Here is a 25,063-nt window from a genome sequence, read left to right on the forward strand (position 1 = left end):
AATGCGCCTGAAGTGGTTTGATGAGGTAATGCAATGACTGAACGTCTGAATAACGACTTCCAGTTCATCGAAGTCGGGCGCAAAGACCCGAAGAAGAAACTGCTGCGTCAGCGCAAGAAGGAGTTCGTCGAGATCTACGACAACTTCAAGCCGGCGCAGGCTGCAGACCAGGCGCATCGCTGCCTGGGCTGCGGCAACCCGTATTGCGAGTGGAAGTGCCCGGTGCACAACTTCATTCCGAACTGGCTCAAGCTGGTGTCGGAAGGCAACATCCTGGCCGCCGCCGAACTCTCGCACCAGACCAACACCCTGCCGGAAGTCTGCGGTCGCGTGTGCCCGCAGGATCGTCTGTGCGAGGGTGCCTGCACCCTCAATGACGGCTTCGGCGCGGTGACCATCGGCTCGGTGGAGAAGTACATCACCGACACCGCTTTCGCCATGGGCTGGCGTCCGGACATGTCCAAGGTCAAACCGACCGGCAAGCGCGTCGCGGTGATCGGCGCCGGCCCGGCGGGCCTGGGCTGCGCCGACGTGCTGGTGCGCAACGGCGTGACCCCGGTGGTGTTCGACAAGAACCCGGAAATCGGCGGTCTGCTGACCTTCGGCATCCCCGAGTTCAAGCTGGAAAAGACCGTGCTCAGCCGCCGCCGTGAAGTCTTCACCGGCATGGGCATCGAGTTCCGCCTGAACACCGAGATCGGCAAGGACGTGACCATGCAGCAATTGCTGGATGAGTACGATGCCGTCTTCATGGGCATGGGCACCTACACCTACATGAAGGGTGGCTTCCCGGGTGAAGACCTGCCGGGCGTCTATGACGCGCTGGACTTCCTCATCGCCAACGTCAACCGCAATCTCGGTTTCGAGAAGTCGCCGGAAGACTTCATCGACATGAAGGGCAAGCGCGTCGTGGTACTGGGCGGTGGCGACACCGCGATGGACTGCAACCGCACCTCGATCCGTCAGGGCGCCAAGGCCGTGACCTGCGCCTACCGCCGTGACGAAGAGAACATGCCGGGCTCGCGCAAGGAAGTGAAGAACGCCAAGGAAGAGGGCGTGAAGTTCCTCTTCAACCGCCAGCCCATCGCCATCGTCGGCGAAGACAAGGTGGAAGGCATCAAGGTGGTCGAGACCCGTCTCGGTGAGCCCGATGCCCGTGGCCGTCGCAGCCCCGAGCCGATCCCGGGTTCCGAGGAGATCATCCCGGCCGAAGCCGTGCTGATCGCCTTCGGTTTCCGCCCGAGCCCGGCGCCCTGGTTCGAGCAGTTCGAGATCCAGACCGACAGCCAGGGCCGCGTCGTGGCGCCCGAGCAGTCTCAGTTCAAGCACCAGACCAGCAACCCGAAGATCTTCGCCGGTGGCGACATGGTGCGTGGTTCCGACCTGGTGGTGACGGCGATCTTCGAAGGCCGCAACGCCGCCGAAGGCATCCTCGACTATCTGGGCGTCTAATGACGCAGGGCAAGTAAAGGCGAGACAAATCGTCGCGATGGACAAAAGGCACGGCACTCGCCGTGCCTTTTGTTTTGTATTGCTGTTTCTGGCTTGCAGCTTTCTTTAGTGTATCGCTATATTAATACACATGAATCCAGAAGCCCTATATATCGAGCCCGCTTCGCCCGACCCCATCTACCGACAGATTGTGGGGCAAATCGCGCGCCTGATCGCGGCAGGTCAATGCCCGCCAGGCACTCGCCTCCCCTCGGTGCGAGAGGTGGCAGCTGCGCACGCCATCAATCCCATGACTGTATCCAAGGCTTATTCGTTGCTGGAGGAGCAGGGTTTCCTCGAGCGACTGCGCGGCAAGGGCATGGTGGTTATGGCGCAGGCTGCCGTTAGGCAGCCAAGTGCTGAGCGTTTACAGGCACTGACGCCTCTGCTCACCGAGCTGGTCCGTCAGGCGCGCCAACTTGATCTGAATTTTCAGCAGGTAACGGAGGCTTTACGGCCCTTGATGGAGAAAAAGGAATGAGCGCAGTGTGCAACTCGGAAGCAGTGATCGAGGTTCGTGGTCTGGCAAAACGCTATGCCGATAATCAGGTGCTGGATGATGTATCGCTACGTGTCGAGTCAGGCAGCATTTTGGGCTTGGTTGGCCGTAATGGAGCCGGCAAGAGCACCTTGCTGCGCTGCATGCTCGGTCTGCTACGCGCCGATACCGGGCAAGCGTTTGTGCAGAGGCGTGACGCAACGCGCCTAGATGATCAGACCAAGAGCGCGCTGAGTTATGTGCCGCAACTGCCCGACAGTTTCCCGTGGATGACGGTCGGCGCCATGCTGGATTTTGTCGGGAGTCTTTATCCGAATTGGGATGTCGAGTTGGTAAAGCGACTACTCGAACGCTGGGAGCTGTCGCGGGCGCGGCAATTGAACAAGCTATCACCCGGCGAGCGTCAGCAGGTGGCCCTGATTCGTGCGTTGGGCAGTCGACCGCGGTTGCTGGTGCTGGATGAGCCAGCTGCAGCACTCGATCCGGTCGCGCGTCGCGAGCTGCTGCGCGAGATTGTCGGTAGTGCGGCCGAGCAGGGCGCTACGGTGATTTTGTCGACGCATATCGTTTCCGATCTGGAGCGCATCGCCTCTGAGGTCGCCTTTCTGCATCAGGGACGACTGCTGTTGCAGGCCGGCCTGGATGAATTGAAAGACGAAGTTCGGCGTATCGTACTGCCGGCTGACTTCAGCCTCCCGCAAGAGCGATTACCCGGGGAGATCGTGCGCCATCGTCTTGGCGATGGTGGCTATAGCGTGTTGTTACGCCTTGCTGCGGGTAGCGCTTCTCCATTGCCTGGCAGGTTCCAGGCGCAGGCTCTTGGCCTGGAGGATCTGTTCCTGGAGTTGGTGCGGTGATCGCTGTGCACTGGCGTAGTCTGTGGCCTGAAAACCAGCGTCTGCTGTTTGCCCTTGCCATCTGTAGTGCCTTGATGACCTTGAGTCTTCTCTTCGGGCCGAGCGTACGCGGCAATCATGCACAGAATGTACAGACGCTGGCTTGGTTGCTCGCGGGATTACACTGGGGGCTGCTGATCTCTGCGCGGCCTTTTCATCTTGCCTGGTACATGCTCGGATTGCGAATGCCGGGGGCTATCAGGGTCGTAGCCTTTGGTGCTCTTGCCAATTTTGCGTTATGCCTGCTGGCTATTGTCAGCCTGGCGGCGCTGTCTGAACACGCAAATGTCGCCCGCCTGGGGGCCGGACTGCTGTTGGGCTGGGGGCTGGCCCTGCTGATACTGGTTCTGCCGGCCCATCGAATGACCGCGGCTATCGTGCCTGCCCTGCTGCTGGCTGGCACTTACTGGCAGGTCTGGTGGCCGCAGACGGCTTTACAGTACGGCGCGTCGGCCCTGGTCACCCTATCATTAGCAGCTGTCCTGTGGTCTTGCGTATGCAAGCGACGCTGGCCGGTGCTAGCTCTCGCTGTCGAGACGCCATTGCGCCTGATCGTGCAGGACGAGGATGTGGCGCTGTTTCGTCAGAAAAGTGCGCCTGAGTCAAGCTCTGGGTTCACTCCAGTCCAGCGGATGCGCGAGGTGCTCGGTCCCGAACTGAAGGGCATCATCCAGGAGTCGAGCTGGCGTAACCGACTGCTGGGTGGGCTATATGTATGCAGTGGCATTGGCTTTCTGCTGTGGCTGGAGCCGGATCGCGGTACGCGTTTTATTATTGCGTACGGACTAGTTGCCGCCTGTCTGATACTGGTATCGCAGCCTGCACGTTATTTGCTGGCAGAGCGTACTCGTACCAGCCAGTCGCTGGTCGCCGAGTTGTGCTTGCTGCCGGGGTTGCCGAGTGACAGGCGGTGGCTCTTGGGGGTGTGCCTGCAGATATTGCGTGGAATGTCGGAGCGACTGGTTTTCCTGGGCCTCTTTATCAGCCTGATCGGTTGGAATTATGGTTTCCCAGTCGCCTGGCTTCAGTGGGTCTGGCTCTATCTGCTGGTGATTCTGTTTTTGAGCTTGGGGCAGGCTCTGCATGTTGGCCTGTACGGTTGTAAGTCAAGTGGTTGGCGACTTTTCGAGTTTGTGTTGCTAGGCGTCGCTATTGCCAGCAGTGCTTGGCTGCTCTCTGGGCATGAATCTGTCAGTTTATTACTGTCGTGGTTGGTTCTGCTGATGTCATCTCTGACCTTTTGCGGACTTATCTTCCTGCGCCTGCAGCGACGTGGGGCGCCTTACTTTTCCTGAGCGAGACAAATCGTCGCGATGGATAAAAGGCACGGCACCCGCCGTGCCTTTTGTTTTGCGCTCTGCGAAAATGCCCGCACTTTTTTCGCCGGATGCCGCCATGACTGCCCTGAAGAACGACCGTTTCCTTCTTGCCCTGCTCAAGCAACCCGTGGATGTCACGCCGATCTGGATGATGCGCCAGGCAGGCCGCTATCTGCCGGAGTATCGCGCGACCCGGGCCAAGGCCGGCGACTTCGTGAGCCTGATGAAGAATCCCACGCTTGCCTGCGAGGTCACCATCCAGCCGCTGGACCGCTACCCGCAACTGGATGCGGCGATTCTCTTTTCCGACATCCTCACCATCCCCGATGCCATGGGCCAGGGTCTGTACTTCGAAACCGGCGAAGGTCCGCGCTTCAAGAAGGTGGTCAGTAGCCTGGCCGATATCGAGGCGCTGCCGGTGCCGGATGCCGAGAAGGACCTGGGCTATGTGATGGACGCGGTGCGTACCATTCGCCGCGAGCTGAACGGTCGTGTGCCGCTGATCGGTTTCTCCGGCAGTCCCTGGACGCTGGCTACCTACATGGTCGAAGGCGGCTCGTCGAAGGATTTCCGCAAGACCAAGGCCATGCTCTACGACAACCCGCAGGCCTTGCATGCACTGCTCGACAAGCTGGCGCAGTCGGTCACTGCCTACCTCAACGGGCAGATCCTGGCCGGGGCGCAGGCGGTACAGATCTTCGATTCCTGGGGCGGCGCGCTGTCGGCGGCGGCCTATCAGGAGTTCTCCCTGGCCTACATGAAGCAGATCGTCGACGGCCTGATCCGCGAGCACGACGGGCGCCGCGTGCCGGTCATCCTGTTCACCAAGGGTGGCGGTCTGTGGCTGGAGTCCATGGCCGATAGCGGCGCCGAGGCGCTGGGGCTGGACTGGACCTGCGACATCGGCAGCGCTCGTGCCCGAGTCGGTGCCAAGGTCGCCCTGCAGGGCAACATGGACCCGGCAGTGCTCTACGCCAAGCCGGAAGCGATCCGCGCCGAGGTGGCGCGCATCCTGGCCGCCTACGGTGCCGGCAGCGGCCATGTGTTCAACCTCGGCCATGGCATCACCCCGGAAGTCGATCCGGGTCATGCGGGCGCCTTCTTCGAGGCGGTGCACGAGCTGTCGGCGGCTTACCACCGCTGATCGATCGTCCTGCAGAGGCCGCGTAAGCGGCCTCTTCCTTATCCAGTGGTCAGCACATGACCAAACACCTCGCGCTTGTCACAGCCTTTGCATAGAATCCAATGCCATCGAGGCTCAGGGAGGTGTGCAATGCGACGTGTGGTGTTCAACCAGAAGGGCGGCGTAGGCAAGTCCAGCATCGCCTGCAATCTCGCGGCGGTGAGTGCGGCGCAGGGCTACCGCACCCTGTTGATCGACCTGGACGCCCAGGCCAACTCGACCCATTACCTTACCGGCCTGAGCGGTGAGGATATCCCCGTGGGCATCGCCGATTTCTTCAAGCAGACCCTGTCATCCGGTCCCTTCGCCAAGAAGGGCAAGGTCGATATCTACGAGACGCCCTTCGACAACCTGCACGTGGTCACCGCCACCGCCGAGCTGGCCGAGCTGCAGCCCAAGCTGGAGCAGAAGCACAAGATCAACAAGCTGCGCAAACTGCTCGAGGAGCTGGCCGAGGATTACGATCACATCTACTTGGATACCCCGCCTGCGCTGAATTTCTATACGGTATCGGCATTGATCGCGGCAGACCGCGTGCTCATCCCTTTCGACTGCGACAGTTTCTCGCGCAATGCCCTGTACGGTCTGCTGGCCGAGATCGAAGAGCTCAAGGACGACCACAACGAGGAGTTGGAGGTGGAGGGTATAGTGGTCAACCAGTTCCAGCCGCGCGCAACCTTGCCGCAGCAACTGCTCGATGAGCTGATCGCCGAAGGGCTGCCGGTGCTGCCGGTGAATCTGATGAGTTCGGTGAAGATGCGCGAGTCGCACCAGGTATGCACGCCGCTGATCCATCTGGATGCACGGCACAAGCTGACCCAGCAGTTCGTCGAACTGCACGATCTGCTCAACGCCAGTTGAGAATGAACAAGGCGCCGACAGGCGCCTTTTTTCTGTGTCGCGGTTTCTAGCGCACCACGAACACGTCGCACGGCGCCTTGTGCAGGAAGTGCTGGGCCAGGCTGCCCAGCAGCGCCTGGGAGAAGGCGCTGCGGCCATGGCTGCCGAGCACCAGCAATTCACCGCGGCGCACCTTGATCTGCTCCTGCAGGCTGCGCAGGATGCCGCCTTGCAGCACTTCGTGGCTCAGTTTGGGGCCGCCAGGCGTAAGGTTCTGCGCCTCGTCCTGCAGCAATTGATCGATCAGCGCGCGCTGGGTCTGCAACTGCAGCTCGACCTGTTGCGCGGTGCCCTTGTCCGGCTCGAACACGTGCAGGGCATGCAGTTCGGCCTCGGCGGGCAGCAGGCGATAGGCCTGGCCGAAGGCGCTGCAGGCACAGAGCGAGAAGTCGATGGCGGCCAGTGCGCGCTGATAAGGCTGGAAGTCGTTGCGCGCCACCAGCAGCAGCGGCACGGTGCAGCGTCGGGCGATGCGATCCAGGCTGGTGCCGGAGAAGAAGTCATGGCGCTGATGATGGCCGCCCAGTACCAGCAGGTCGCAGCCGCTGGCCTGCACCTGCTGCAGCACCACTTCCGAGGGTTTGCCGCTGAGCATGCGCAGCTCGGTGCCGGGCGGGGCGAATTGGGTCAGGCTGCGATCCAGTGCCTGGCGCGCTTTTTCATGCTGCTCGCTGCTCTGGCTGGGGTCCAGTACATGGAGGATGGTCAGGCGGGCGTTGTGCTGGCGGGCCAGCTGGGTTGCGCGGCACAGCGCCATGTCGGCGGTGTCGCGCAGGTCATGGGCGATGAGAATGTGATTGAACATGGTGACGGCTCTCCTGCCGATACCCGTCGGCAATTTTATTGTGCCTGTTCAAATAGCCGCTCTTTTGACCTGTGGCAAGTTCGCAGACTGTTACCGTTTGCGAATCCCATGGGCGACGCCATTCAGCGTAAACGCAATTGGTAGTGGCCGCGACTTTCCGCGACCACTTCGCCGCTGCCGTCGGTCAGTTGCAGTTCGAGCACATATTCGGCCTTGCCCTGCTGGCTCGCCTGTTCTTCCAGGCGGGCGATCTCCTCGGTCGAGAGGCGTGCTTCTACCTGAATGTCGCCCATGGCCGGGCGACGAAAACGCAGGTTCATTTCCCTGATGATGGGGTAGAAGCGCTGGGCGTCGAAGCTGGTCAGGAACAGCGCGCCGCCGGGAATTTCCGCGAGGGTGAAGAGGGCGCCGGCGTACATGCTGCCGATATGGTTCTGGTTGCCGTGCAGCGGCATGTACAGGCGCACGAAGCCGGGTTCGAGCACCTCGGCCTTGAGGCCGCTGCGTTTGACGAAGGCGATCTGCTCCTCGGTGAGCTGGCGAGCGATTTCCACGGGCAGGGGCATGGAGGTACTCCTAGGGGGCGTGCCGCCAGCCTAAGGCCTGATGGTCAACGTGCAATTGACCGCAGCGGTCACCGCGCATGACCGAAGCGCTCAAGCTCTGTCGATACTCTGGAGGCCGTACCCAGGCCCTAGGGGGCGCTGTGCACACCGGGCATCGCGTTTATCGGCGGTGCGCATGGCCTGGGCGGCCCCGCGACACCCTACGCTCGAACGATGGTTGAGCGCGGGATAGCGCGTAGTCTAGATGCCCTGTTGGCGCAGCCAGGCCAGCAGTTGCGGCAGGGGCATGGCGCCGCTCTGGCGCGCGATTTCCACGCCACCCCTGAACAGGATCAGGCTGGGAATGGAGCGAATCCCGAGTTGGCCGGACAGCTGCGGGTTGGCTTCGCTATCGAGCTTGCCCAGGCGGCAGCGTCCTTGCAGCTGAACTGCGGCCTGGGCGAAGGTCGGGGCGAAGGCCTGGCAGGGGCCGCACCAGCTGGCCCAGACGTCCACCAGCAGCGGCAGGTCGCCCTTGAGCTGGCTGGCGAAGTTGCCTTGCGTGAGCGTGAAGGGCGCTGCAGGCAGCACCTCGGCCTTGCAGCGGCCGCAGCGCGGGGCATCGCCCAGGCGCTCGGCGGGAATGCGATTGAGCCCGTTGCAATGCGGGCAGGGGATCAGCAGGGGAGTGCTCATGATTCGGCTCCAGCGGCAATCACACCTATCTGGAGCCGAAATCGCAGCTTTTCAAGCGATCAGCCGCGCGCCGCCTCGAGTGCCTGGGTCAGGTCGGCGAGGATGTCGTCGATATGCTCGATGCCGATCGACAGGCGCACCATGTCGCGTGGCACGCCGGCTTTCTGCAGTTCCTCGTCGCTGAGCTGGCGGTGGGTGGTGGACGCCGGGTGGCAGGCCAGCGACTTGGCATCGCCGATATTGACCAGGCGCACCACCAGTTGCAGCGCATCGATGAAGCGTGCCCCGGCTTCCTGACCGCCCTGAATGCCAAAGGAGAGGATCGCCGCCGGCTTGCCGCCGAAGTAGCGCTGGGCCAGCTCGTGCTCGGGATGATCGGCCAGGCCGGCATATTTCACCCAGGCCACTTGCGGGTGGTTTTGCAAATATCGCGCGACTTTCAGCGCGTTCTCGGTGTGCCGCTCCATACGCAGGGCCAGGGTTTCCAGGCCTTGCAGGATGAGGAAGGCGTTGAACGGCGACAGCGCCGCGCCGGTGTTGCGCAGCGGTACCACGCGGCAGCGGCCGATGAAGGCAGCAGGGCCGAAGGCTTCGGTGTAGGTCACGCCGTGGTAGGAGGGATCGGGCGTATTGAGCAGCGGGAAGCGCGCCTTGTTGTCGGCCCATGGGAATTTGCCGGAGTCGACCACGATGCCGCCGATGCTGGTGCCGTGGCCGCCGATGTACTTGGTCAGCGAGTGGACGACGATGTCCGCGCCATGCTCGAAGGGGCGGCAGAGAATCGGCGTGGCCACGGTGTTGTCGACGATCAGCGGCACGCCATGACGATGCGCGGCTTCGGCCAGGGCCTTGAGGTCGACAATGTTGCCGGCCGGGTTGCCGATGGACTCGCAGAACACTGCCTTGGTGCGCTCGTCGATCAGTGCTTCCAGTGCGGCGATATCATCGTGTGCGGCGAAGCGGGTCTGGATGCCGAAGCGCGGCAGGGTGTGGGCCAGCAGGTTGTAGGTGCCTCCGTAGAGCTTGGCCACCGAGACGATGTTGTCGCCGGCCTCGGCTACGGTCTGGATGGCATAGGTAATGGCCGCCATGCCGGAGGCCACGGCCAGCGCACCGACGCCGCCTTCCAGCGCCGCCACGCGCTCTTCGAGCACGGCGTTGGTCGGGTTCATGATGCGCGAATAGATGTTGCCGGCGACTTTCAGGTCGAACAGGTCGGCACCGTGCTGGGTGTCGTCGAAGGCGAAGGAGCTGGTCTGGTAGATGGGGACCGCCACCGCCTTGGTGGTCGGGTCGGGGCTGTAGCCGGCGTGGATGGCCAGGGTTTCCAGTTTCATGCGCGCGTTCCCTCAGAGCAGATTGAAAGGATCGCAGCATGGAGAAGGCGGCGAGGCCCGGTCAATGCGCTGGAGCAATGAAACGGGCTGCGCCTTAGAACATTGTCTTCGCTGCTTATTCCCTATAACGGGGTCAGTGGGAAGAACCAGGGAATCACCAGCGTTGCCACGCCCCACAGCAGCAGGTTCAGCGGGATGCCGACCTTCATGAAGTCGGTGAAGCGGTAGCCACCGGCGTTGTACACGAAGGTGTTGGTCTGGTAGCCGATGGGCGTGGCGAAGCTGGCGCTGGCGGCGAACATCACCGCGACCACGAAAGCGCGCGGATCGACGCCCATGTGCTGGGCCATGCCGATGGCGATGGGCGTCACCAGTACCGCCACCGCGTTGTTCGACAGCATCTCGGTGAGGATCGAGGTGAACAGGTAGATGAAGCTCAGCATCAGCAGCGGCCCGGCCCAGGGCAGCCAGCCCATGACGTTCTCCACCAGCAGCTTGACCAGGCCGACCTTGTCCATGGCGATGCTAATGGCCAGCATGCCGAAGATCAGGCTGAGGATCTTCCAGTCCACTGCCTTGTAGGCGTCCTCCACATCCAGGCAGCGGGTCGCCAGCACGGTCACCGCGCCGATGATCGCCAGGCCCTCGATGGGCATCACGCCGAAGGCGGCCAGCAGCATCACCGCCAGGGTGGCGCCGATGGCGATGGGCGCCTTGTCGCGGCGGAAGGCGCGTTCCTGCACGGCGTTGAGGCTGATCAGCTCGCCGTTGTCGGCGAAGCGCTTGATCTGCGCCGGGGTCCCTTCGACCAGCATCACGTCGCCGAACTGCAGTTCGAAGTCGTCGAGGTTGCCCTGCACGTTCTCGTCCTGGCGGTGCACGGCGAGCACGGCGATGCCGTAACGTGCGGTGAGGTCGAGGTCGCGCATGGGGCGGTGGCTGTAGCGCGAGTTACGCCCGACTATGGCCTCGGCGAGGATCACGTCATGGCTGCTGATGGTCTCGAAGGCGTCGCCACGGTTGAAGCTCAGGTGGCCGCTTTCGCGCAGTTCCACCACGTCCTTGACCTGGCCGTGCAGCACCAGGCGGTCGCCGCTGGCCAGCAGGGTGTCGGCATCCGGCTCGGTCAGCTCCTGTTCCTCGCGAAACAGCTTGAGCACCTGCAGGCCGCTACCGCCATTGAGGTTGGCCTCGTGCAGGGTCTTGCCGATCATCGGCGAATCGTGCGGCACCAGCAGCTCGGTCATGAAGGTGCGCGACAGGTCCGGGCGCAGCTGGCGCGACAGGGTCTCGCGCTCCGGCAGCAGATGGCGGCCGACGGTCAGCAGGTAGGCCATGCCGCAAGCCGCCATGACCAGGCCGACCCCGGTGATCTCGAAGATGCCGAAGGGGGCCAGGCCGGCCTTGCGCGCCACGCCGTCGACCAGGATGTTGGTGGAGGTGCCGATCATGGTCAGGGTGCCGCCGAGGATGGTGGCGTAGGACAGCGGAATCAGCAGCTTGGACGGCAGGGTGCCGGAGCGGCGTGCCAGGGCGATGGCCACCGGGGTGAGGATGGCCACCACCGGGGTGTTGTTCAGGCAGGCCGATACCACCAGGGCAGTAACGGTAAGGCCGGTGAGTACGCGAATGGGGTTGCTGCCGACCAGGTTACCCAGCCAGTTGCCAAGGGCGTCGATGCAGCCGGTGCGCTCCAGTGCGGCGGATAGCACGAACATGCAGGCGATGGTCACAGGCGCCGAGTTGGAGAGCACGCCGAGCACTTCCCTGGGCTCCAGCAACTGGCTGACCAGCAGCGCTGCCACGGCGATGGCAGCAACTATGTCCGGGCTCCATTTTTCCCGGATGAAGGCATAGAGCACCCAGATCAGCAGGGCGCCGACGAATAGCAAGGGCAGGGAGTCCCAGGACATGAGCATCCTTAGCGTCGAATCTCGTGTGAGGTATCGGGCGCGCACCGGGCGGCCTGGCAGGGCGCCAAGATAGTGGGCTTGTATTAGATAGTCTAAGAATGTTTAGAAAGGTTTATATGCCTTTTCGATTTAATGGATAAGGCATACGGCTTGGGGGCTGGCGCGGTCCGTCCATCCATCTGAGCCGAGCGGATGGGTAGGGCAGGTGTTCTCGCAGGCCGTTGTGGTGGATCTTCACCTGCGCTGCGCGGGTCACCGGGGCGGTTGGTGCGCGCGGCGCACCCTACGCTCAGGTGACCATTCATCTCTACGACGAGCAGCTGATTTCCAGGTGCTTGCCCCATTCCGGCGGGCGCTCGGCATAGCGCTCCTTGCCCGGCTGCTCGTCGAATGGCCGGGAGAGCACCGCATGCAGTTCGCGCACCGGGCCATAGTCGCCGGCTTCGGCCGCCTCGATGGCCTGCTGCGCCAGGTAGTTGCGCAGGATGTACCTGGGGTTGACCGAATGCATGCGTGCCTGGCGTTCGGCCTGCTCGCCGCCCTCACGCTCGCAGCGCGCCAGGTAGGCCTGGCCCCAGGCGTCGAAGCCGGCCAGATCGACGAAATCATCGCGTACCACCTTGAGCGCATCGGCAGGCGCCTGCTCGCCAAGGCGGCGGAAGAACAGGCTGTAGTCGGTGGCCTGGCCCTGCTGCATCAGCTGCAGCAGGCGCTGGACCAGCGCTTCGTCATCGTCCTCGGCGCTGGTGAAGCCCAGGCGCCTGCGCATCAGGTCCAGGTAGTGCGCCTGATACAGCGGCAGGAACAGCTCCAGCGCTTCACGCAGCTTTTCCACGGCGGTGAAGGGCGTCAGCGCCTGCGCCAGGGCCGCCAGGTTCCAGTGGGCGATGGGCACCTGGTTGCTGAAGCTGTAGCGACCGGTGTCGTCGGAATGGTTGCAGATGTGGTTGGCGTCGAAATCGTCGAGGAAGGCGTAAGGGCCGTAGTCGAAGGTGATGCCGAGGATCGACATGTTGTCGGTGTTCATCACCCCATGACAGAAGCCATAGGCCTGCCAGTGGGCGATCATCGCGGCGGTGCGTTCGATTACCTCGCGCAGCAGTGCCAGCCAGGGTTCGTCCTGCTCCAGGCAAGCCGGGAAATGGCAAGCCATGACGTGTTCGCCGAGGGTTTTCAGCTGCTCGTGCTGGCGGGTGTAGTAGAAATACTCGAAGTGACCGAAACGCACGTGGCTCTGCGCCAGGCGCAGCACCATCGCTGCGCTTTCCTTCTTCTCGCGCCACACCGGGGTGTCCGAGCCGGTGACGCACAGCGCGCGCGAACTGGGAATCCCGAGGGCATGCAGGTGTTCACTGGCGAGAAATTCGCGGATCGAGCTACGCAGCACCGCGCGACCATCGCCCATGCGCGAGTAGGGCGTCATGCCGGCGCCTTTCAGGTGCAGATCCCAGTGCTCGCCAGCCGCGTTGACAACCTCGCCGAGCAGCAGGCCGCGGCCGTCGCCGAGGCGCGGCGTGTAGCCGCCGAACTGATGGCCGGAATAGACCATCGCGCGCGGCTCGGCCGCTTCCCACAGCTTGTGGCCAGCGAACAGTTCGGCGAACTCGGGGCGTTGCGCCTCGCCCGGATCGAGATCGAGCAGGGCCATGGCCGCCTCGCTCGCCACCACCAGACGCGGCTGTTCGATGGGCTCGGGCAGCACCTCGGTGGAGAAGGCGTCACCGAGGCGGGCGAAGCGGTTGTCGAAGGTCAGCTGGTCGAGGCTTTTCACCGGGGCTCCTGGCGCTCAGGGCGCTGCGGGCGGTTTGGGCGCTTGCTGCACGGCGGCTGCACCGGCGGCTGCGGCTTTGCTCAGGTCCGTCTGGTCGAGCTTCTGCTCGCCATGGGCGAGGTTCTTCACGTACACCTCGACCTGGCGGAAGGCGATGTTGATGCCGTTTTTCGGGAATTCACGGTCGATGAAGCGGTTGATCTCGTCGGTGGCCGGGTTGCGGTCGCCGAGGTCACGCACGTGGATGCGCAACTCATGATCGAGCGTGCTCTCGCCGAAGTTGAGGAAGTAGACGATGGGCGCCGGTTCCTTGAGCACTCGCGGATTTTCCTGCGCGGCCTGCAGCAGCAGCTTGCGCACCAGATCCAGATCCGAACCGTAGCCGACCCCCACCTTGAGGGTGACGCGGGTGACCGTATCGCTCAGCGACCAGTTGATCAGCTGGCCGGTGATGAAGGTCTTGTTCGGAACGATGATTTCCTTGTGGTCGAAATCGGTGATGGTGGTGGCGCGAATGCGGATCTTGCTCACCGTGCCGGACAGGTTGCCGATGGTCACCACGTCGCCGATACGCACCGGGCGCTCGAACAGGATGATCAGACCGGAGATGAAGTTGGCGAAGATCTCCTGCAGGCCGAAGCCCAGGCCCACCGACAGCGCCGCCACCAGCCATTGCAGCTTGTCCCAGCTGACCCCCAGGGTGGACAGGGTGCTGACGATACCGATACCCACCAGTACGTAGGACAGCAGGGTGGTGGTGGCGTAGGCGCTGCCCTGCGCCAGCCGCATGCGTGACAGCACCAGCACCTCGAGCAGGCCCGGCAGGTTGCGCGCCAGGGCCACGGTGATGGCGACGATGATCAGCGCGCCAATCACGTCCATCAGGCTGATGGGCACCAGCGTCGCGCTGTCTCCGCTGCCACTGCTGTATTCGTAGAGGTTGATGGTGTCGAGGTAGGTGAATACCCCGATCAGGTCGGCCCAGACCGCGTACAGGCAGACCAGGAAGCCGCCGAGCAGGGCCAGGCGGATCAGGCGCAGGGACTGCTGGTTGACCTGCTCGATGCCCAGGGTCGGTTCCTCCACCGGCGCTTCGCCATCCAGGCTTTCCTTGCTCTGCGCCTGGCGTTTGCTCAGGGCGCGCTGATAGGCCAGGCGCCGTGCCGCCACGCTCAGGCCGCGCACCAGCGTGGCCTCGACGATCAGCAGGATGATCAGCAGGTACAGGGTGTCGATCAGTCGGTCGGTGAGCTTGAGCGCGGTGTAGTAGTAGCCGAAGGCGACCGCCCCGATCAGCGCCAGCGGCAGCAGGTTGAACAGCACGCCGACGCTGGTGCGCAGAGGCGAGGTGTTCTCCCGCAGCGGTGCGCTGAACAGCAGGTGGAACAGCATCCAGGCCATCAGGGCATAGCAGCTGAGCACCACGATGATGCCGATCACGTCGTTTTCCAGGCTTGCCGGTTGGTGTTCGGCGATGCTCACCACGGCCACCAGGGCCATCACCACCAGGCCCAGGCGACGCAGGTGCTGGCGGAAGAAAGCGACGTTGGCCGGCGGCCAGTGGAAGTGCAGGACGGCCACGCCATCCGGGGACAGGATGCGGTGCAGGGTATAGAACACCAGCCAGGCCTCGGCCATCTCGTACAGCGCGGCGCCCAGGTAGAGATTCTGCCCGCGCGCATCGTGCAGCAGGGCATAGCCGCACAGGGCCAGGAACAGCGTCACCGGCAGCGCCAGGATGATGTTGAGGCCCAGCGCCATCGGCGTGTGCAACTGGCTGTCGTGCTTGTAGTGGCCGATGTCGCCATGCAGCCCGCTGAGCTTGTCGAACAGGAACTGGCGCCGCCAGAGGATCAGCGCACAGAGCAGGATCAGCGGCAGGAACACCAGCGGACGTTCGACCAGGCCCGCGCCCAGTTCGCTGATGGCCATGCTCCAGGGCAGGTCGGCCAGTTGCCGCTCGAGGCGCCGCGGTGCCGATTTCAGCCAATCCAGATCAATTGGCTTGTTGCTGGGAATCCAGAACATCTGCTCGTCGATGGTGGCGCGCAGGCTGCTGGCGGTGCTTTCCAGCTCCTTCTGGTTGAGCTGCAGGGTGATCGACTCGTTGAGCAACGCGTTCAGCGAGCGGTTGAGGCGGTCGAGCAGTTCGCGCCGGGTATTGAGCTGCTCGCGCAGTGCGTTGCGCAGCTCCGGGGTGACTTCCTCGCTCGGTTGGCCGCTGAGCAGGTTCTCCATGTAGCGGGCCGGATCGCTGATCTCCTCGCGCTGCTTGTTGAGCTCGAACTGATAGAGACGAATATCGGCGATCTCGTTGGCCAGCGAACCGTCTTCGAGTTTCAGCTTCGGCAGCCCCTGCTTCTGCTGGTAGAGAATCTTCGACAGTAGCAGGCTGCCCTGCAGCACCCGAATCTGTTCATCCAGAGCCCTGTTGGCCTGGTTGAGGTTGTCCAGCTGCTGGCGGGTCTGCAGGTTCTGCTCGGTCAGGCCGTTGAGGCGATCGGTCGCACGCAGCAGGTAGTCGGAGAGCTTGAGGTTGAGCGAGCTTTCCCGAGCCAGCAGCCTGTCCGAGCTGGCCCGTTCGGCCTCGCGCGATTGTTCGGCGACGGTCTGTTCCGATTCCGCGCGACGGCGTTCGTTGATCAGGCCCTGCAGGGCCTGGCGCTCCTGCTCGGCGCGATTGATGCGTTCCTCGAGCAGTGCGCGCTGGGCGCTGCCGAGGTCCTGCAGGAGGCTGTTGCCCGCCAGTTCCTGGCGGCGCAGCTGGGTTTGCGCGGCGAGCAGGGAGAGTTCGGCGTTGAGCTGATTGCGCCGCTCCTGATTCAGTGCCTTGCCTTCGAAGCGGCCGCTCTTCAGGGCGTCGTTGAGCAGCTGGCTGCGTGCCTGGTTCTGGCTGATCTCCGCCTGGGCGCGTTCCGGGCGGGTCTGTGCGGTGATCACCAGGCTGTTGGCCTCGATGATCGCCTTGTTCCAGTCGCTGATCTGGCTGGAGCGTTCGCTCAGCAGCTGTTCGAGCTGAGCCAGCGAGCTGCGCGCATGGCGCGCGGAAATCTGCTGTTCGGGGCTCGACTTGAGCCGGTCCAGCTCGCGCTGGGCTTCGTTGATCAGGCGCGGCGCATCGTCCAGCTGCTTGCGCAGGTCGCTGAGGCGCTGCTCGGCATTCTGCCGGTCCTGCAGCATGCGCAGCGTCTGTTCGAGTGTCTGCTTGAGCGCCAGTTGTTCGGCCTCCGGCAGTTTGCGCTCGGCCAGGCCGTCGAGGCTCTGCTGCACGCTTTCGATCTGCGGCGGCTCTTCGGCAAATGCCCGCGGCATGCCGAGACACAGGGCGAACAGGACGGCTGCTAGGGAAAGACGCGACAAATGCATGGTCGATTGAATACCAAAGTGGACGGTTGCGATTGAGGATACCGCGGCACAACGAAGGCGCGGGCCTGTTGGCCCGCGCGCGATGCTGATGCTAGCAGAGTCCCTGCCGGGAGTTTTGACCGCCTGCTAGAAGTGCAGCCCAGGGCCCGGACGTGTGCCCTCGGGGAATCTGACGCCGACTTTGCGCACCTTGTTCCCTTCCATGGCCGCCACGGTCCAGGTCAGGCCCTGCCACTCCACCTGGTCACCGACTACCGGCTCGCCACCGATCTCGTGGGCGATGAAGCGGCCCAGCGGCTGATTGCCTTCCAGCTCGTCGAGCTTCAGGCCATACAGTGCTGCGACTGCACTCAGTTCGGCGTCGCCCTCCAGTACGAAATCGCCGAAGAAACGCAGGTCCTGACCGCGTTTGGGAGCCTGGCTGAACAGCTTGCCGAGCGCCGGCAGGTCATGTTCGTGGCCGATCACGCAGAGCAGGTCGCCCGCTTCCAGGCGCGTGCTGCCAGACGGGTGAAGCAGCTCGCGGCCGCGGAACAGGGCGGCGATACGGGTGCCCTCGGGCATGTTCAGCTCGCGCAGGGCGGCGCCGATGCACCATTTCTCGGCGCCGAGGCGATAGACGAACAGCTCCCACTGGCTGGTTGGGTGCACTTCCAGGCCGGCGCGCGACACTGGTGCCGGCTCCGGCGGTACGGTGACGCGCATCAGCTTGGCTGCCAGCGGCAGGCTGGTGCCCTGCAGCAGCAGGGAGACGATCACGATGAAGAACGCCACGTTGAAGAACAGCTGCGCGTTGGGCAGGCCGGCCATCAGCGGGAACACCGCGAGGATGATCGGCACCGCGCCGCGCAGACCGACCCAGGCGATGAAGATCCGCTCGCGGTCGTGGAAGGCGCGAAATGGCAGCAGGCCGAGGAGGATCGACAGCGGCCGTGCGAAGAGGATCATCCACAGCGCCAGGCCCAGTGCCGGCAGGGCGATCGGCAGCAGCTCGTGCGGGGTGATCAGAAGGCCGAGGACGAGGAACATGCCGATCTGCGCCAGCCAGGTGAGGCCGTCGAGCATGTGCAGGATGCCGTGGCGCGAACGGATCGGCCGGTTGCCCAGCAGCAGGCCGCACAGGTAGATGGCGAGGATGCCGCTGCCACCCACGGCAGTGGTGATGGCGAAGATGATCAGGCCGCCGCTGACCACCAGTAGCGGATACAGGCCGGTAGCCAATTCCATGCGATTGATCAGTTTCAGCAGCAGCCAGCCGCCACCCAGGCCGAACAGGGCGCCGAGGCCGAACTGCTGCACCAGCTGGATCGGCAGGTCCCAGCTGAAACCGGTCTGGCCGCTGGCGAGCATGGCGATCAGGGTCACGGTGAGGAACACCGCCATCGGATCGTTGCTGCCGGACTCGATTTCCAGGGTGGAACTGACGCGTTCGTTGAGGCCGCGCCCGCCCAGCAGGGAGAACACCGCCGCGGCATCGGTGGAGCCGACGATGGCGCCGATCAGCAGGCCCTCGAGCAGTGTCAGGTTGAACAGCCAGGCGGCGGCCAGGCCGGTGAGCCCGGCCGTTATCACCACGCCCACCGTGGCCAGCGACAGCGATGGCCACAGGGCCACGCGGAAGCTGGAAACCCTTGTGCGCATGCCGCCGTCGAGCAGGATCACCGCCAACGCCAGGTTGCCCACCAGGTAGGCCAGGGGGTAATTGTCGAAGACGATGCCGCCGGGGCCGTCGACGCCGGCGAGCATGCCGACCGCGAGGAAGATCACCAGGATGGGGATGCCGAAGCGCGTACCGAACGCGCTGACCAGAATACTGGCCGCTACCAGCAGGGCGCCGATCAAGAACAGATTGTTGATGGCGCTGGCATCCAACTGCGCGTACTCCTGGCAGGCAAATGTGGGGCGCCGTTATGCATGGCGCGTGCCAGGGATTCTAACCGTAGCCTTCGTACCGCTGTCAAAAAGGTTATTACATTTTTCTTGAAGGCTTCAGGCTGCAAGTCTGCTTTGCTTTGCCTGCAGCCTGTAGCCGCTCCCTAGAACCATGCGTCCTGCATGCCCAGGCAGGTGTCATCGCGCGCTTCGAGGATGGCCAGGTCGTGGTGGCAGCTCGGCACTTCCCAGGTCAGGAAATAGCGCGCGGCCTGCAGCTTGCCGCGGTAGAAGGCCTGCTCCTCGGCATTGTCGGTGCGGGCCAGGCCCAGCTCGGCGCGAATCGCCTGCTCCAGCCAGCGCCAGCCGATCACCGTATGGCCGAACACCTTCAGGTACAGCGCCGAGTTGGCCAGGCCCTGGTTGACCTTGCCGCTCATCAGGTCGCCGAGCAGGGCCAGGGTCACCGCCTGCAGGCGCGCCAGCAGCTGCTCCAGCGGTTGGCGCAGGGCGGTGAGCGACTCGTGTTCGCTGGCGCGCTGGCAGCAGTCGTTGATCAGCTTGAGCAGCTGCTTGAGCGCGGCGCCGCCGTTCATCGATACCTTGCGCCCTAGCAGGTCGAGCGACTGGATGCCGTGGGTACCCTCGTGGATCGGGTTGAGGCGGTTGTCGCGGTAGTACTGCTCCACCGGGTACTCGCGGGTATAGCCGTGGCCGCCGAGAATCTGGATGGCCAGCTCGTTGGCCTTGAGGCAGAACTCCGAGGGCCAGGACTTGACGATGGGCGTGAGCAGGTCAAGCAGCTCCAGCGCGCAGGTGCGATCTTCGGCGGTTTCCAGGGTCTGGGTGTCGTCGAACAGGCGTGCGGCGTATAGGCCAAGATCGAAGGCGCCTTCGACGTAGGCCTTCTGCGTCAGCAGCATGCGCCGCACATCGGCATGCTCGATGATCGAGATTTGCGGGCTGGTCGGATCCTTGCCGTCCGGCTGGCGGCCCTGCGGACGATTGCGCGCATAGTCCAGCGAGTACAGGTAGCCGGCATAGCCGAGCATGATCGCGCCCATGCCGACGCCGATGCGCGCCTCGTTCATCATCTGGAACATGTAGGAAAGACCAGCGTGCGGCTTGCCCACCAGATAGCCGACGCATTCGCCGTTGTCGCCGAAGTTCAGTGCCGTGGAGGTGGTGCCGCGCCAGCCCATCTTGTGGAACAGGCCGGCCAGCGTGACGTCGTTGCGCGCACCCAGACTGCCGTCGTCATTGACGTGGAACTTGGGCACCAGGAACAGGCTGATGCCCTTCACCCCGGGCGGTGCGTCCGGCAGCTTGGCCAGCACCATGTGCACGATGTTCTCGGAAATCGGCTGGTCGCCGCCGGAGATGAAGATCTTGTTGCCCTTGATGCGGTAGCTGCCGTCGGGGTGCGGCTCGGCGCGGGTTCTGATGTCCGACAGCGAGGAGCCGGCGTGCGGCTCGGTCAGCGCCATGGTGCCGAAGAAGCGGCCATCGATGATCGGCTGCAGGTAGCGGGCTTTCTGCTCCTCGCTGCCGAAGGCCTCGATCAGGTTGGCCACGCCCATGGTCAGCATCGAGTAGGAACTGGTGGCGATATTGGCCGACTGGAAATGGGCGAAGCAGGCCTGCGACAGCAGGTTGGGCAGCTGCATGCCGCCATGCTCGAAATCGCGCGTCGCATTGAGGAAGCCCGCCTCGTGGAAGGCGCGCAGGGCCGGCTCGACCTCCGGGATCAGTACCGCGCCGCCGTCGACGTACTGCGGCTCGTGTTCGTCGTTCTTGCGGTTGTGCGGGGCGAACAGCTCTTCGGCGATGCCGCGCGCGGTGCTGATCGCCGCCTCGAAGGTCTCGCGGTTGTGGTCGGCGAAGCGCGGGCGCTGGGTCAGGGCTTCGGCGTCGAGCACCTCGAAGAGTTCGAACGCCAGGTTGCGGGAGCTGAGCAGGGTCTCGGACATGGGACGGGCCTCCAGATGATCGACCGAGTCTAGGCAGGCGGTCGCCCGGCTGCCCAGCATCATCATCGGTGGTGATAATCGCTCGTTGGTGGAAGGTAGGGCGGGTGAAACCCGCCGCTCCGGGAATGGCGGGTTGCACCCGCCCTACCAGGCTGTCAGGCGAAGCCCCGCGCCAGCTCACGGGTCAGCTCGGCCGCCGGCATTGGCCGGCAGCTGGCGACGTTCTGCCCGGCCCACAGTGGCGAGAAGTCGCCGCTGCCCTGGGCCTCGGCCGCCGCGCGCAGCGGCGCGATGGCCGCGGTGGCCAGGGGGAACTCCGGCGCCTGCGTGCTGATCGGCCCCAGCTCACGCATCAGCCGGTTGACGATGCCGCGCGCGGGGCGGCCGCTGAACAGGTTGGTCAGCGCCGTATGGTGCGCCGCCGGGCTCTGCAGGGCAGCGCGGTGAATGGCGCCGGTAGCGGCCTCCGGGCACAGCAGGTAAGCGCTGCCGACCTGCACCCCGGCAGCGCCGAGGACCATGGCCGCGGCTACGCCCCGCGCATCGCCGATGCCGCCGGCGGCGATCACCGGCACCGACAGTGCATCGACCAGTTGCGGCAGCAGGGCGAAGGTGCCGAGCTGGCGGCTCAGGTCGTGATCGAGAAAATGTCCGCGATGGCCGCCGGCTTCCAGCCCCTGAGCGATCACCGCATCGACGCCGCGTTCCTGCAGCCACAGCGCCTCGTCCAGGGTGGTGGCGCTGGAGAGGATCTTCGCACCGCTGCGGCGGACTCGCTCCAGCAGGTCCGGCTGCGGCAGGCCAAAGTGGAAGCTGACCACCGCCGGGCGGAACTCCTCCACCAATTCGGCCGCTTCGTCGTTGAATGGCAGGCGCCCCGGCCCGCTGGCGCTGTTCGCCGGGTCCACGCCCAGCTCGGCATAGTAGGGCGCCAGGGCTTCGCGCCAGCCTGCCTCGCGGGCTGTGTCCGGCTCGGGCGGCATATGGCTGAAGAAGTTGAGGTTGAACGGCCGCGCGCTCAGCTCGCGCATCGCCTGTAGCGCCTGGCGCAGGGCTACGGGTGTGAGCATGGCGCAGGGAATCGAGCCGAGGCCGCCAGCCTCGCACACGGCAGCAGCCAGACGGTGATCCTGCGAGCCGGCCATCGGCGCCTGGATCAGGGGCAGTTCGCTGCCGAGCAGTTCTTGCAGAGACATGGCGGGTTCTCGCTATCCGTGGAGAAGCGCAGCCTAGGCCGTAAGGGCGCGAAGGGGCAAGCCGCAATGCCAGGCGCCGGCCTGTTAAACTGCGCGCCTGATTCGAGGACTCCCGCATGAACTACCGCCACGCCTTCCATGCCGGCAACCACGCCGACGTGCTCAAGCACCTGATACTGACCCGCCTGCTCGCCCTGCTGTCGAAGAAGGAGGCCCCCTTTGCCTACCTCGACAGCCACGCCGGCCTTGGCCTGTATGACCTGCTGGGCGATCAGGCCAGCCGCACCGGCGAATACCTGGAAGGCATCGGTCGCCTGTGGCAGGCCACGCAGCTGCCGGATGCGGTGGAGGCCTATCTGGAGGTGGTGCGGGCGATGAACCCGGATGGCGAGCTGCGTTACTACCCGGGTTCGCCTGAGCTGGCGCGCCTGCTCAGCCGTGAGCAGGATCGTCTGCAGCTCAACGAGAAGCACCCCGAGGACGGCCGCCTGCTCAAGGACAACATGCGCGGCGACCGTCGCGTAGCGGTGCACCTGGGCGAGGGCTGGCTGGTGCCGCGGGCGCTGATGCCGACCCGCGAGAAGCGCGTGCTGCTGCTGATCGACCCGCCCTTCGAAAAGACCGACGAGCTGCAGCGCTGCGTCGAAGCGCTGAACGAGGCACATGGGCGCATGCGTCAGGCCATCGTGGCGATCTGGTATCCGATCAAGGACGAGCGCCAGCTGTCGCGCTTCTACCGCGACCTGCAAAAGAGCGCTGCGCCCAAGCTGCTGCGCGCCGAGCTTTACGTGCATGCCCCGGACGATGCGACGCGCCTGAGCGGTTCCGGCCTGGTGATCAGCAATCCACCCTGGGGCCTGGAAGACGAGCTCAAGCAGCTGCTGCCTTGGCTGGCCGATGTGCTTGGCCAGAGCCAGGGTGGCTGGCGTCTGGATTGGCTGATAGAAGAAGCCGCAAGCGGCAAGCCATAAGCTGCAAACTAGCCGCACACTGCTCTTGCCTGCAGCGCGTAGCCCGGATGCAATACGGGAGCCGTGGCCCCCGATCCCCGGATTGCATCCGGGCTACAAGGGGCTCAAGCAGGCTTGTGATTGGGCTCGATGTGATAGCTAAGGTTGCGCCGCGGGCTGAGGTATTCCAGCACCTCCAGCGGTAGCTGCGAAGGGCGCAGGCTGCGGGCGATGGCCAGCTTCGGCTCCTGGGCGAGATCGAGGATCAGGGCTTCCTGCTTGGGCGTGTCGGCATCGTAGACGATCAACGTCGGCTTCAGCGCCTGGGTCGGGTTCATGCCCAATACCAGCGCATAGCGCTCGTCTTCCAGTTGCACCAGGCTGCCGGGTGGGTAGATGCCCATGACGCGGATGAAGGCCTTCAGCGCCACCTCGTCGAAGTGCTCGCGCTGCTGCTTGAACATCAGCGCCAGGGCCTCGTGCGGGCTTAGTGCCTGGCGCGGGTCGAGCGGGTTGCACAGGCCGTCGAAATGGTTGGTGATGGCCACCAGGCGGCTCAGCCGGCCGATCGCAGCTTCGCGCAGGCCACGCGGGTAGCCGCTGCCGTCACAGTGCTCATGGTGCTCGTGGATGATGCGCAGCACCTCGTCATCGAGCATCAGCTTCTGCCCCATGCGCAGGCCGAACTCTGTGTGCATCTGCAACAGCTGCTGCTCCGGACGGCTCAGGGGCTCGGGCTTGAGCAGCACCTTGCTCGGCACTTCCAGCATGCCGATATCGTGCAGCAGCGCGCCGAGGCCCAGGCTGTGGCAGGCCTCGCTGTCAAGGCCGAGCTGACGCCCGAGCAGCAGCGACAGCACGGTGACGTTGAGCGCGTGGAAGTAGCTGTCCTCGGCGGCCTTGCCGGTGATGCCGTGCAGCACCACGCCGGGGGCGCCGAGCAGCGTCTCGACCATCTCGCCGACGATGGCGCCGGCCTGGCGCATGGCATCTTCCGGGCGGCTGCGCAGGGTCTGGTTGAGTGCCTTGATGCGCTGGCTGGCCTCGATGAAGCGGCGGTCCACGTCGGCCAGGCGGCTGCGCAGCTGGCGCAGCTTCTGCGCACGCTCCTGGCGTTGCTGTGCTTGCGGATCGACGGGCAGTTCGATGGGGGCCGGCGCCGGCACGTCTTCGGTCAATGCCAGGGGCGGGCAGTCGCTGCGCGACGGATCGTAGCGCAGCTGCTTCAGCTTCAGCGCACGCAGGGCACGAATCTGCGCTTCATCCTTGATCTTGAAATTGCTGAAGGCGAAATCATGCTCCCACCAGCTCAGGTCCAGATGGACGTAGAGGCCGACGCAAAGCTGATCAGGCGAGATGTAGGGCAGGGTGGCGGGCATGCCAGGCTCGTCGGTTGATGGCTAATTGCCCGCAGTTTAGTCCGGCGGTCGACGTCAGGTCAGCAGGTCTTCAGGCCATTACGTCGATGCTGTTGCCGAGATGGGGCGGGTTGCCGGAGGCGCCGGGCGGTGCAGCGGCCTGCACCAGCCCCGTTATGGAGCTGGCCTGCAGCTCCAGCGTCTTGCGCAGTAGCAGGAGCGACATCTGCGCAGCGATCTGCGCCGATGCCTGGCTCGATACCTGGCTGGAAATGCTGCTCAGCTCCACGACGTTCTACCTGGGGTCAGGACTCAGGAGGTAGACATACGCCTGTTCCGCCCAGGCCGCAATAGCCATTGGGGTTCTTCGCCAGGTATTGCTGGTGATAGGTCTCGGCGTAGTAGAAGGTCGGCGCCTCGCGGATTTCGGTGGTGATGCTGCCCAGGCCGGCCTTGTCCAGTTCGGCCTGGAAGCGTGCCTGACTGGCTTTGGCCGCGCTCAGTTGCGCCTCGTCCTGGCAGTAGATGGCCGAGCGGTACTGGGTGCCCTGATCGTTGCCCTGGCGCATGCCCTGGGTCGGATTGTGCACTTCCCAGAACACCTTGAGCAGCGCCTCGAAGCTGGTCTGCTGCGGGTCGAACACCACCAGCACCACCTCGGTGTGCCCGGTCAGGCCGGAGCAGACTTCCTCGTAGGTGGGGTTGGGGGTGAAACCGCCGGCATAGCCGACTGCCGTGCTGAACACGCCCGGCTGCTGCCAGAAGCGCCGCTCGGCGCCCCAGAAACAGCCCAGGCCGAACACCGCCTGCTGCAGGCCGGCGGGGAACGGCGCTTTGATCGGGTTGCCGTTGACATGGTGGGTATCGGCCACCGGCAGCGGCTCGGCACGACCGGGCAGGGCCTGTTCGGCGCTGGGCAGGGCCTGTTTGTCGACGAGAATCTGGGAGCGCAGAACCATGAGGGTCTCCTGAACGGTGATTGAGGTGTGGACTACG

20 protein-coding genes are annotated in these 25,063 nt (G+C 64.4%); 7 read left to right on the forward strand and 13 right to left on the reverse strand.

Annotation, left to right across the window (positions count from 1 at the left end):
* Window positions 1-33 precede the first annotated feature (33 nt).
* The 6 genes from BLS61_RS09815 (at window position 34) to BLS61_RS09840 (ending at window position 6,249) form a co-directional block, all read left to right on the forward strand.
* Window positions 34-1,452 (forward strand): FAD-dependent oxidoreductase, encoded by a 1,419-nt coding sequence (locus BLS61_RS09815; RefSeq protein ID WP_017678548.1) that lies wholly within the window; start codon window positions 34-36, stop codon window positions 1,450-1,452.
* 130 nt (window positions 1,453-1,582) lie between these two features.
* Entirely contained in the window at window positions 1,583-1,972 is a 390-nt protein-coding gene (locus BLS61_RS09820; RefSeq protein WP_003246668.1) for a GntR family transcriptional regulator, read from the forward strand.
* Complete coding sequence (locus BLS61_RS09825; RefSeq protein WP_003246667.1) at window positions 1,969-2,847, forward strand: ABC transporter ATP-binding protein; 879 nt, start codon at window positions 1,969-1,971, stop codon at window positions 2,845-2,847. Before BLS61_RS09820 ends, BLS61_RS09825 begins: the two co-directional genes overlap by 4 nt.
* On the forward strand, window positions 2,844-4,181 hold the full coding sequence (locus BLS61_RS09830; RefSeq protein WP_090430290.1) for a hypothetical protein: 1,338 nt from the start codon (window positions 2,844-2,846) through the stop codon (window positions 4,179-4,181). The genes BLS61_RS09825 and BLS61_RS09830 overlap by 4 nt, the downstream gene beginning before the upstream one ends.
* A 100-nt stretch (window positions 4,182-4,281) precedes the next feature.
* Window positions 4,282-5,349, forward strand: a complete 1,068-nt coding sequence (hemE, locus tag BLS61_RS09835) for a uroporphyrinogen decarboxylase (RefSeq protein ID WP_090430292.1) — start codon at window positions 4,282-4,284, stop codon at window positions 5,347-5,349.
* A 129-nt stretch (window positions 5,350-5,478) separates the two neighbouring features.
* Window positions 5,479-6,249 (forward strand): ParA family protein, encoded by a 771-nt coding sequence (locus BLS61_RS09840; protein ID WP_090430294.1) that lies wholly within the window; start codon window positions 5,479-5,481, stop codon window positions 6,247-6,249.
* A gap of 46 nt (window positions 6,250-6,295) precedes the next feature.
* Here BLS61_RS09840 and BLS61_RS09845 read toward each other — a convergent pair whose 3' ends face one another.
* The 10 genes from BLS61_RS09845 to BLS61_RS09890 form a co-directional block, all read right to left on the reverse strand.
* Window positions 6,296-7,093: a universal stress protein gene (locus BLS61_RS09845; protein ID WP_090430296.1), complete on the reverse strand. Its 798-nt coding sequence runs from the start codon at window positions 7,091-7,093 to the stop codon at window positions 6,296-6,298.
* A 122-nt stretch (window positions 7,094-7,215) separates the two neighbouring features.
* Window positions 7,216-7,659 carry a PaaI family thioesterase gene (locus BLS61_RS09850; protein WP_090430298.1) on the reverse strand — a complete coding sequence of 148 codons (444 nt, stop codon included), beginning with the start codon at window positions 7,657-7,659 and terminating at the stop codon, window positions 7,216-7,218.
* 240 nt (window positions 7,660-7,899) lie between these two features.
* On the reverse strand, window positions 7,900-8,334 hold the full coding sequence (gene trxC, locus BLS61_RS09855; protein ID WP_090430300.1) for a thioredoxin TrxC: 435 nt from the start codon (window positions 8,332-8,334) through the stop codon (window positions 7,900-7,902).
* A gap of 59 nt (window positions 8,335-8,393) precedes the next feature.
* Window positions 8,394-9,671: a bifunctional O-acetylhomoserine aminocarboxypropyltransferase/cysteine synthase gene (locus BLS61_RS09860; protein WP_090430303.1), complete on the reverse strand. Its 1,278-nt coding sequence runs from the start codon at window positions 9,669-9,671 to the stop codon at window positions 8,394-8,396.
* Window positions 9,672-9,793: 122 nt separating this feature from the next.
* Window positions 9,794-11,584 (reverse strand): SLC13 family permease, encoded by a 1,791-nt coding sequence (locus BLS61_RS09865; RefSeq protein ID WP_090430306.1) that lies wholly within the window; start codon window positions 11,582-11,584, stop codon window positions 9,794-9,796.
* Between the two features lie 307 nt (window positions 11,585-11,891).
* Window positions 11,892-13,355 (reverse strand): protein adenylyltransferase SelO, encoded by a 1,464-nt coding sequence (gene selO / locus BLS61_RS09870; protein WP_090430308.1) that lies wholly within the window; start codon window positions 13,353-13,355, stop codon window positions 11,892-11,894.
* A gap of 15 nt (window positions 13,356-13,370) precedes the next feature.
* Window positions 13,371-16,721, reverse strand: coding sequence for a mechanosensitive channel MscK (mscK, locus tag BLS61_RS09875; RefSeq protein WP_090430309.1), 3,351 nt, complete (start codon window positions 16,719-16,721; stop codon window positions 13,371-13,373).
* A 126-nt stretch (window positions 16,722-16,847) separates the two neighbouring features.
* The gene (locus BLS61_RS09880; protein ID WP_090430311.1) at window positions 16,848-18,593 is read right to left on the reverse strand and encodes a potassium/proton antiporter; all 1,746 of its coding nucleotides are present in this window, start codon (window positions 18,591-18,593) and stop codon (window positions 16,848-16,850) included.
* 164 nt (window positions 18,594-18,757) lie between these two features.
* Window positions 18,758-20,563, reverse strand: a complete 1,806-nt coding sequence (locus BLS61_RS09885) for an acyl-CoA dehydrogenase (protein WP_090430420.1) — start codon at window positions 20,561-20,563, stop codon at window positions 18,758-18,760.
* Window positions 20,564-20,718: 155 nt separating this feature from the next.
* Complete coding sequence (locus tag BLS61_RS09890) at window positions 20,719-21,759, reverse strand: NAD(P)H-dependent flavin oxidoreductase (protein ID WP_090430313.1); 1,041 nt, start codon at window positions 21,757-21,759, stop codon at window positions 20,719-20,721.
* A 116-nt stretch (window positions 21,760-21,875) separates the two neighbouring features.
* Here BLS61_RS09890 and BLS61_RS09895 point away from each other — a divergent pair, with 116 nt between their 5' ends.
* Window positions 21,876-22,730, forward strand: a complete 855-nt coding sequence (locus tag BLS61_RS09895; protein WP_090430315.1) for a 23S rRNA (adenine(2030)-N(6))-methyltransferase RlmJ — start codon at window positions 21,876-21,878, stop codon at window positions 22,728-22,730.
* Between the two features lie 104 nt (window positions 22,731-22,834).
* Here BLS61_RS09895 and BLS61_RS09900 read toward each other — a convergent pair whose 3' ends face one another.
* The 3 genes from BLS61_RS09900 to msrA all read right to left on the reverse strand — a co-directional run bounded on the left by BLS61_RS09900 (window position 22,835) and on the right by msrA (window position 25,026).
* Window positions 22,835-24,088, reverse strand: a complete 1,254-nt coding sequence (locus BLS61_RS09900; RefSeq protein WP_090430317.1) for a cyclic di-GMP phosphodiesterase — start codon at window positions 24,086-24,088, stop codon at window positions 22,835-22,837.
* 70 nt (window positions 24,089-24,158) lie between these two features.
* Window positions 24,159-24,356, reverse strand: a complete 198-nt coding sequence (locus BLS61_RS09905; RefSeq protein ID WP_090430319.1) for a putative motility protein — start codon at window positions 24,354-24,356, stop codon at window positions 24,159-24,161.
* A 16-nt stretch (window positions 24,357-24,372) separates the two neighbouring features.
* Window positions 24,373-25,026 (reverse strand): peptide-methionine (S)-S-oxide reductase MsrA, encoded by a 654-nt coding sequence (gene msrA / locus BLS61_RS09910; protein WP_090430321.1) that lies wholly within the window; start codon window positions 25,024-25,026, stop codon window positions 24,373-24,375.
* Between the last annotated feature and the right edge of the window lie 37 nt (window positions 25,027-25,063).

The sequence above is a fragment of the Ectopseudomonas guguanensis genome (assembly GCF_900104265.1).
GTDB lineage: Bacteria > Pseudomonadota > Gammaproteobacteria > Pseudomonadales > Pseudomonadaceae > Aquipseudomonas > Aquipseudomonas guguanensis.

What these genes read in the sequence shown, in the direction of transcription:
- msrA (WP_090430321.1), bottom strand. Translation starts at nt 25,026, where the DNA reads ATGGTTCTGCGCTCCCAGATTCTCGTCGACAAACAGGCCCTGCCCAGC.
- BLS61_RS09900 (WP_090430317.1), bottom strand. Translation starts at nt 24,088, where the DNA reads ATGCCCGCCACCCTGCCCTACATCTCGCCTGATCAGCTTTGCGTCGGC.
- BLS61_RS09845 (WP_090430296.1), bottom strand. Translation starts at nt 7,093, where the DNA reads ATGTTCAATCACATTCTCATCGCCCATGACCTGCGCGACACCGCCGAC.
- BLS61_RS09890 (WP_090430313.1), bottom strand. Translation starts at nt 21,759, where the DNA reads ATGTCTCTGCAAGAACTGCTCGGCAGCGAACTGCCCCTGATCCAGGCG.
- trxC (WP_090430300.1), bottom strand. Translation starts at nt 8,334, where the DNA reads ATGAGCACTCCCCTGCTGATCCCCTGCCCGCATTGCAACGGGCTCAAT.
- mscK (WP_090430309.1), bottom strand. Translation starts at nt 16,721, where the DNA reads ATGCATTTGTCGCGTCTTTCCCTAGCAGCCGTCCTGTTCGCCCTGTGT.
- BLS61_RS09895 (WP_090430315.1), top strand. Translation starts at nt 21,876, where the DNA reads ATGAACTACCGCCACGCCTTCCATGCCGGCAACCACGCCGACGTGCTC.
- BLS61_RS09820 (WP_003246668.1), top strand. Translation starts at nt 1,583, where the DNA reads ATGAATCCAGAAGCCCTATATATCGAGCCCGCTTCGCCCGACCCCATC.
- BLS61_RS09865 (WP_090430306.1), bottom strand. Translation starts at nt 11,584, where the DNA reads ATGTCCTGGGACTCCCTGCCCTTGCTATTCGTCGGCGCCCTGCTGATC.
- BLS61_RS09885 (WP_090430420.1), bottom strand. Translation starts at nt 20,563, where the DNA reads ATGTCCGAGACCCTGCTCAGCTCCCGCAACCTGGCGTTCGAACTCTTC.
- BLS61_RS09815 (WP_017678548.1), top strand. Translation starts at nt 34, where the DNA reads ATGACTGAACGTCTGAATAACGACTTCCAGTTCATCGAAGTCGGGCGC.
- BLS61_RS09850 (WP_090430298.1), bottom strand. Translation starts at nt 7,659, where the DNA reads ATGCCCCTGCCCGTGGAAATCGCTCGCCAGCTCACCGAGGAGCAGATC.
- BLS61_RS09860 (WP_090430303.1), bottom strand. Translation starts at nt 9,671, where the DNA reads ATGAAACTGGAAACCCTGGCCATCCACGCCGGCTACAGCCCCGACCCG.
- hemE (WP_090430292.1), top strand. Translation starts at nt 4,282, where the DNA reads ATGACTGCCCTGAAGAACGACCGTTTCCTTCTTGCCCTGCTCAAGCAA.
- BLS61_RS09825 (WP_003246667.1), top strand. Translation starts at nt 1,969, where the DNA reads ATGAGCGCAGTGTGCAACTCGGAAGCAGTGATCGAGGTTCGTGGTCTG.
- BLS61_RS09840 (WP_090430294.1), top strand. Translation starts at nt 5,479, where the DNA reads ATGCGACGTGTGGTGTTCAACCAGAAGGGCGGCGTAGGCAAGTCCAGC.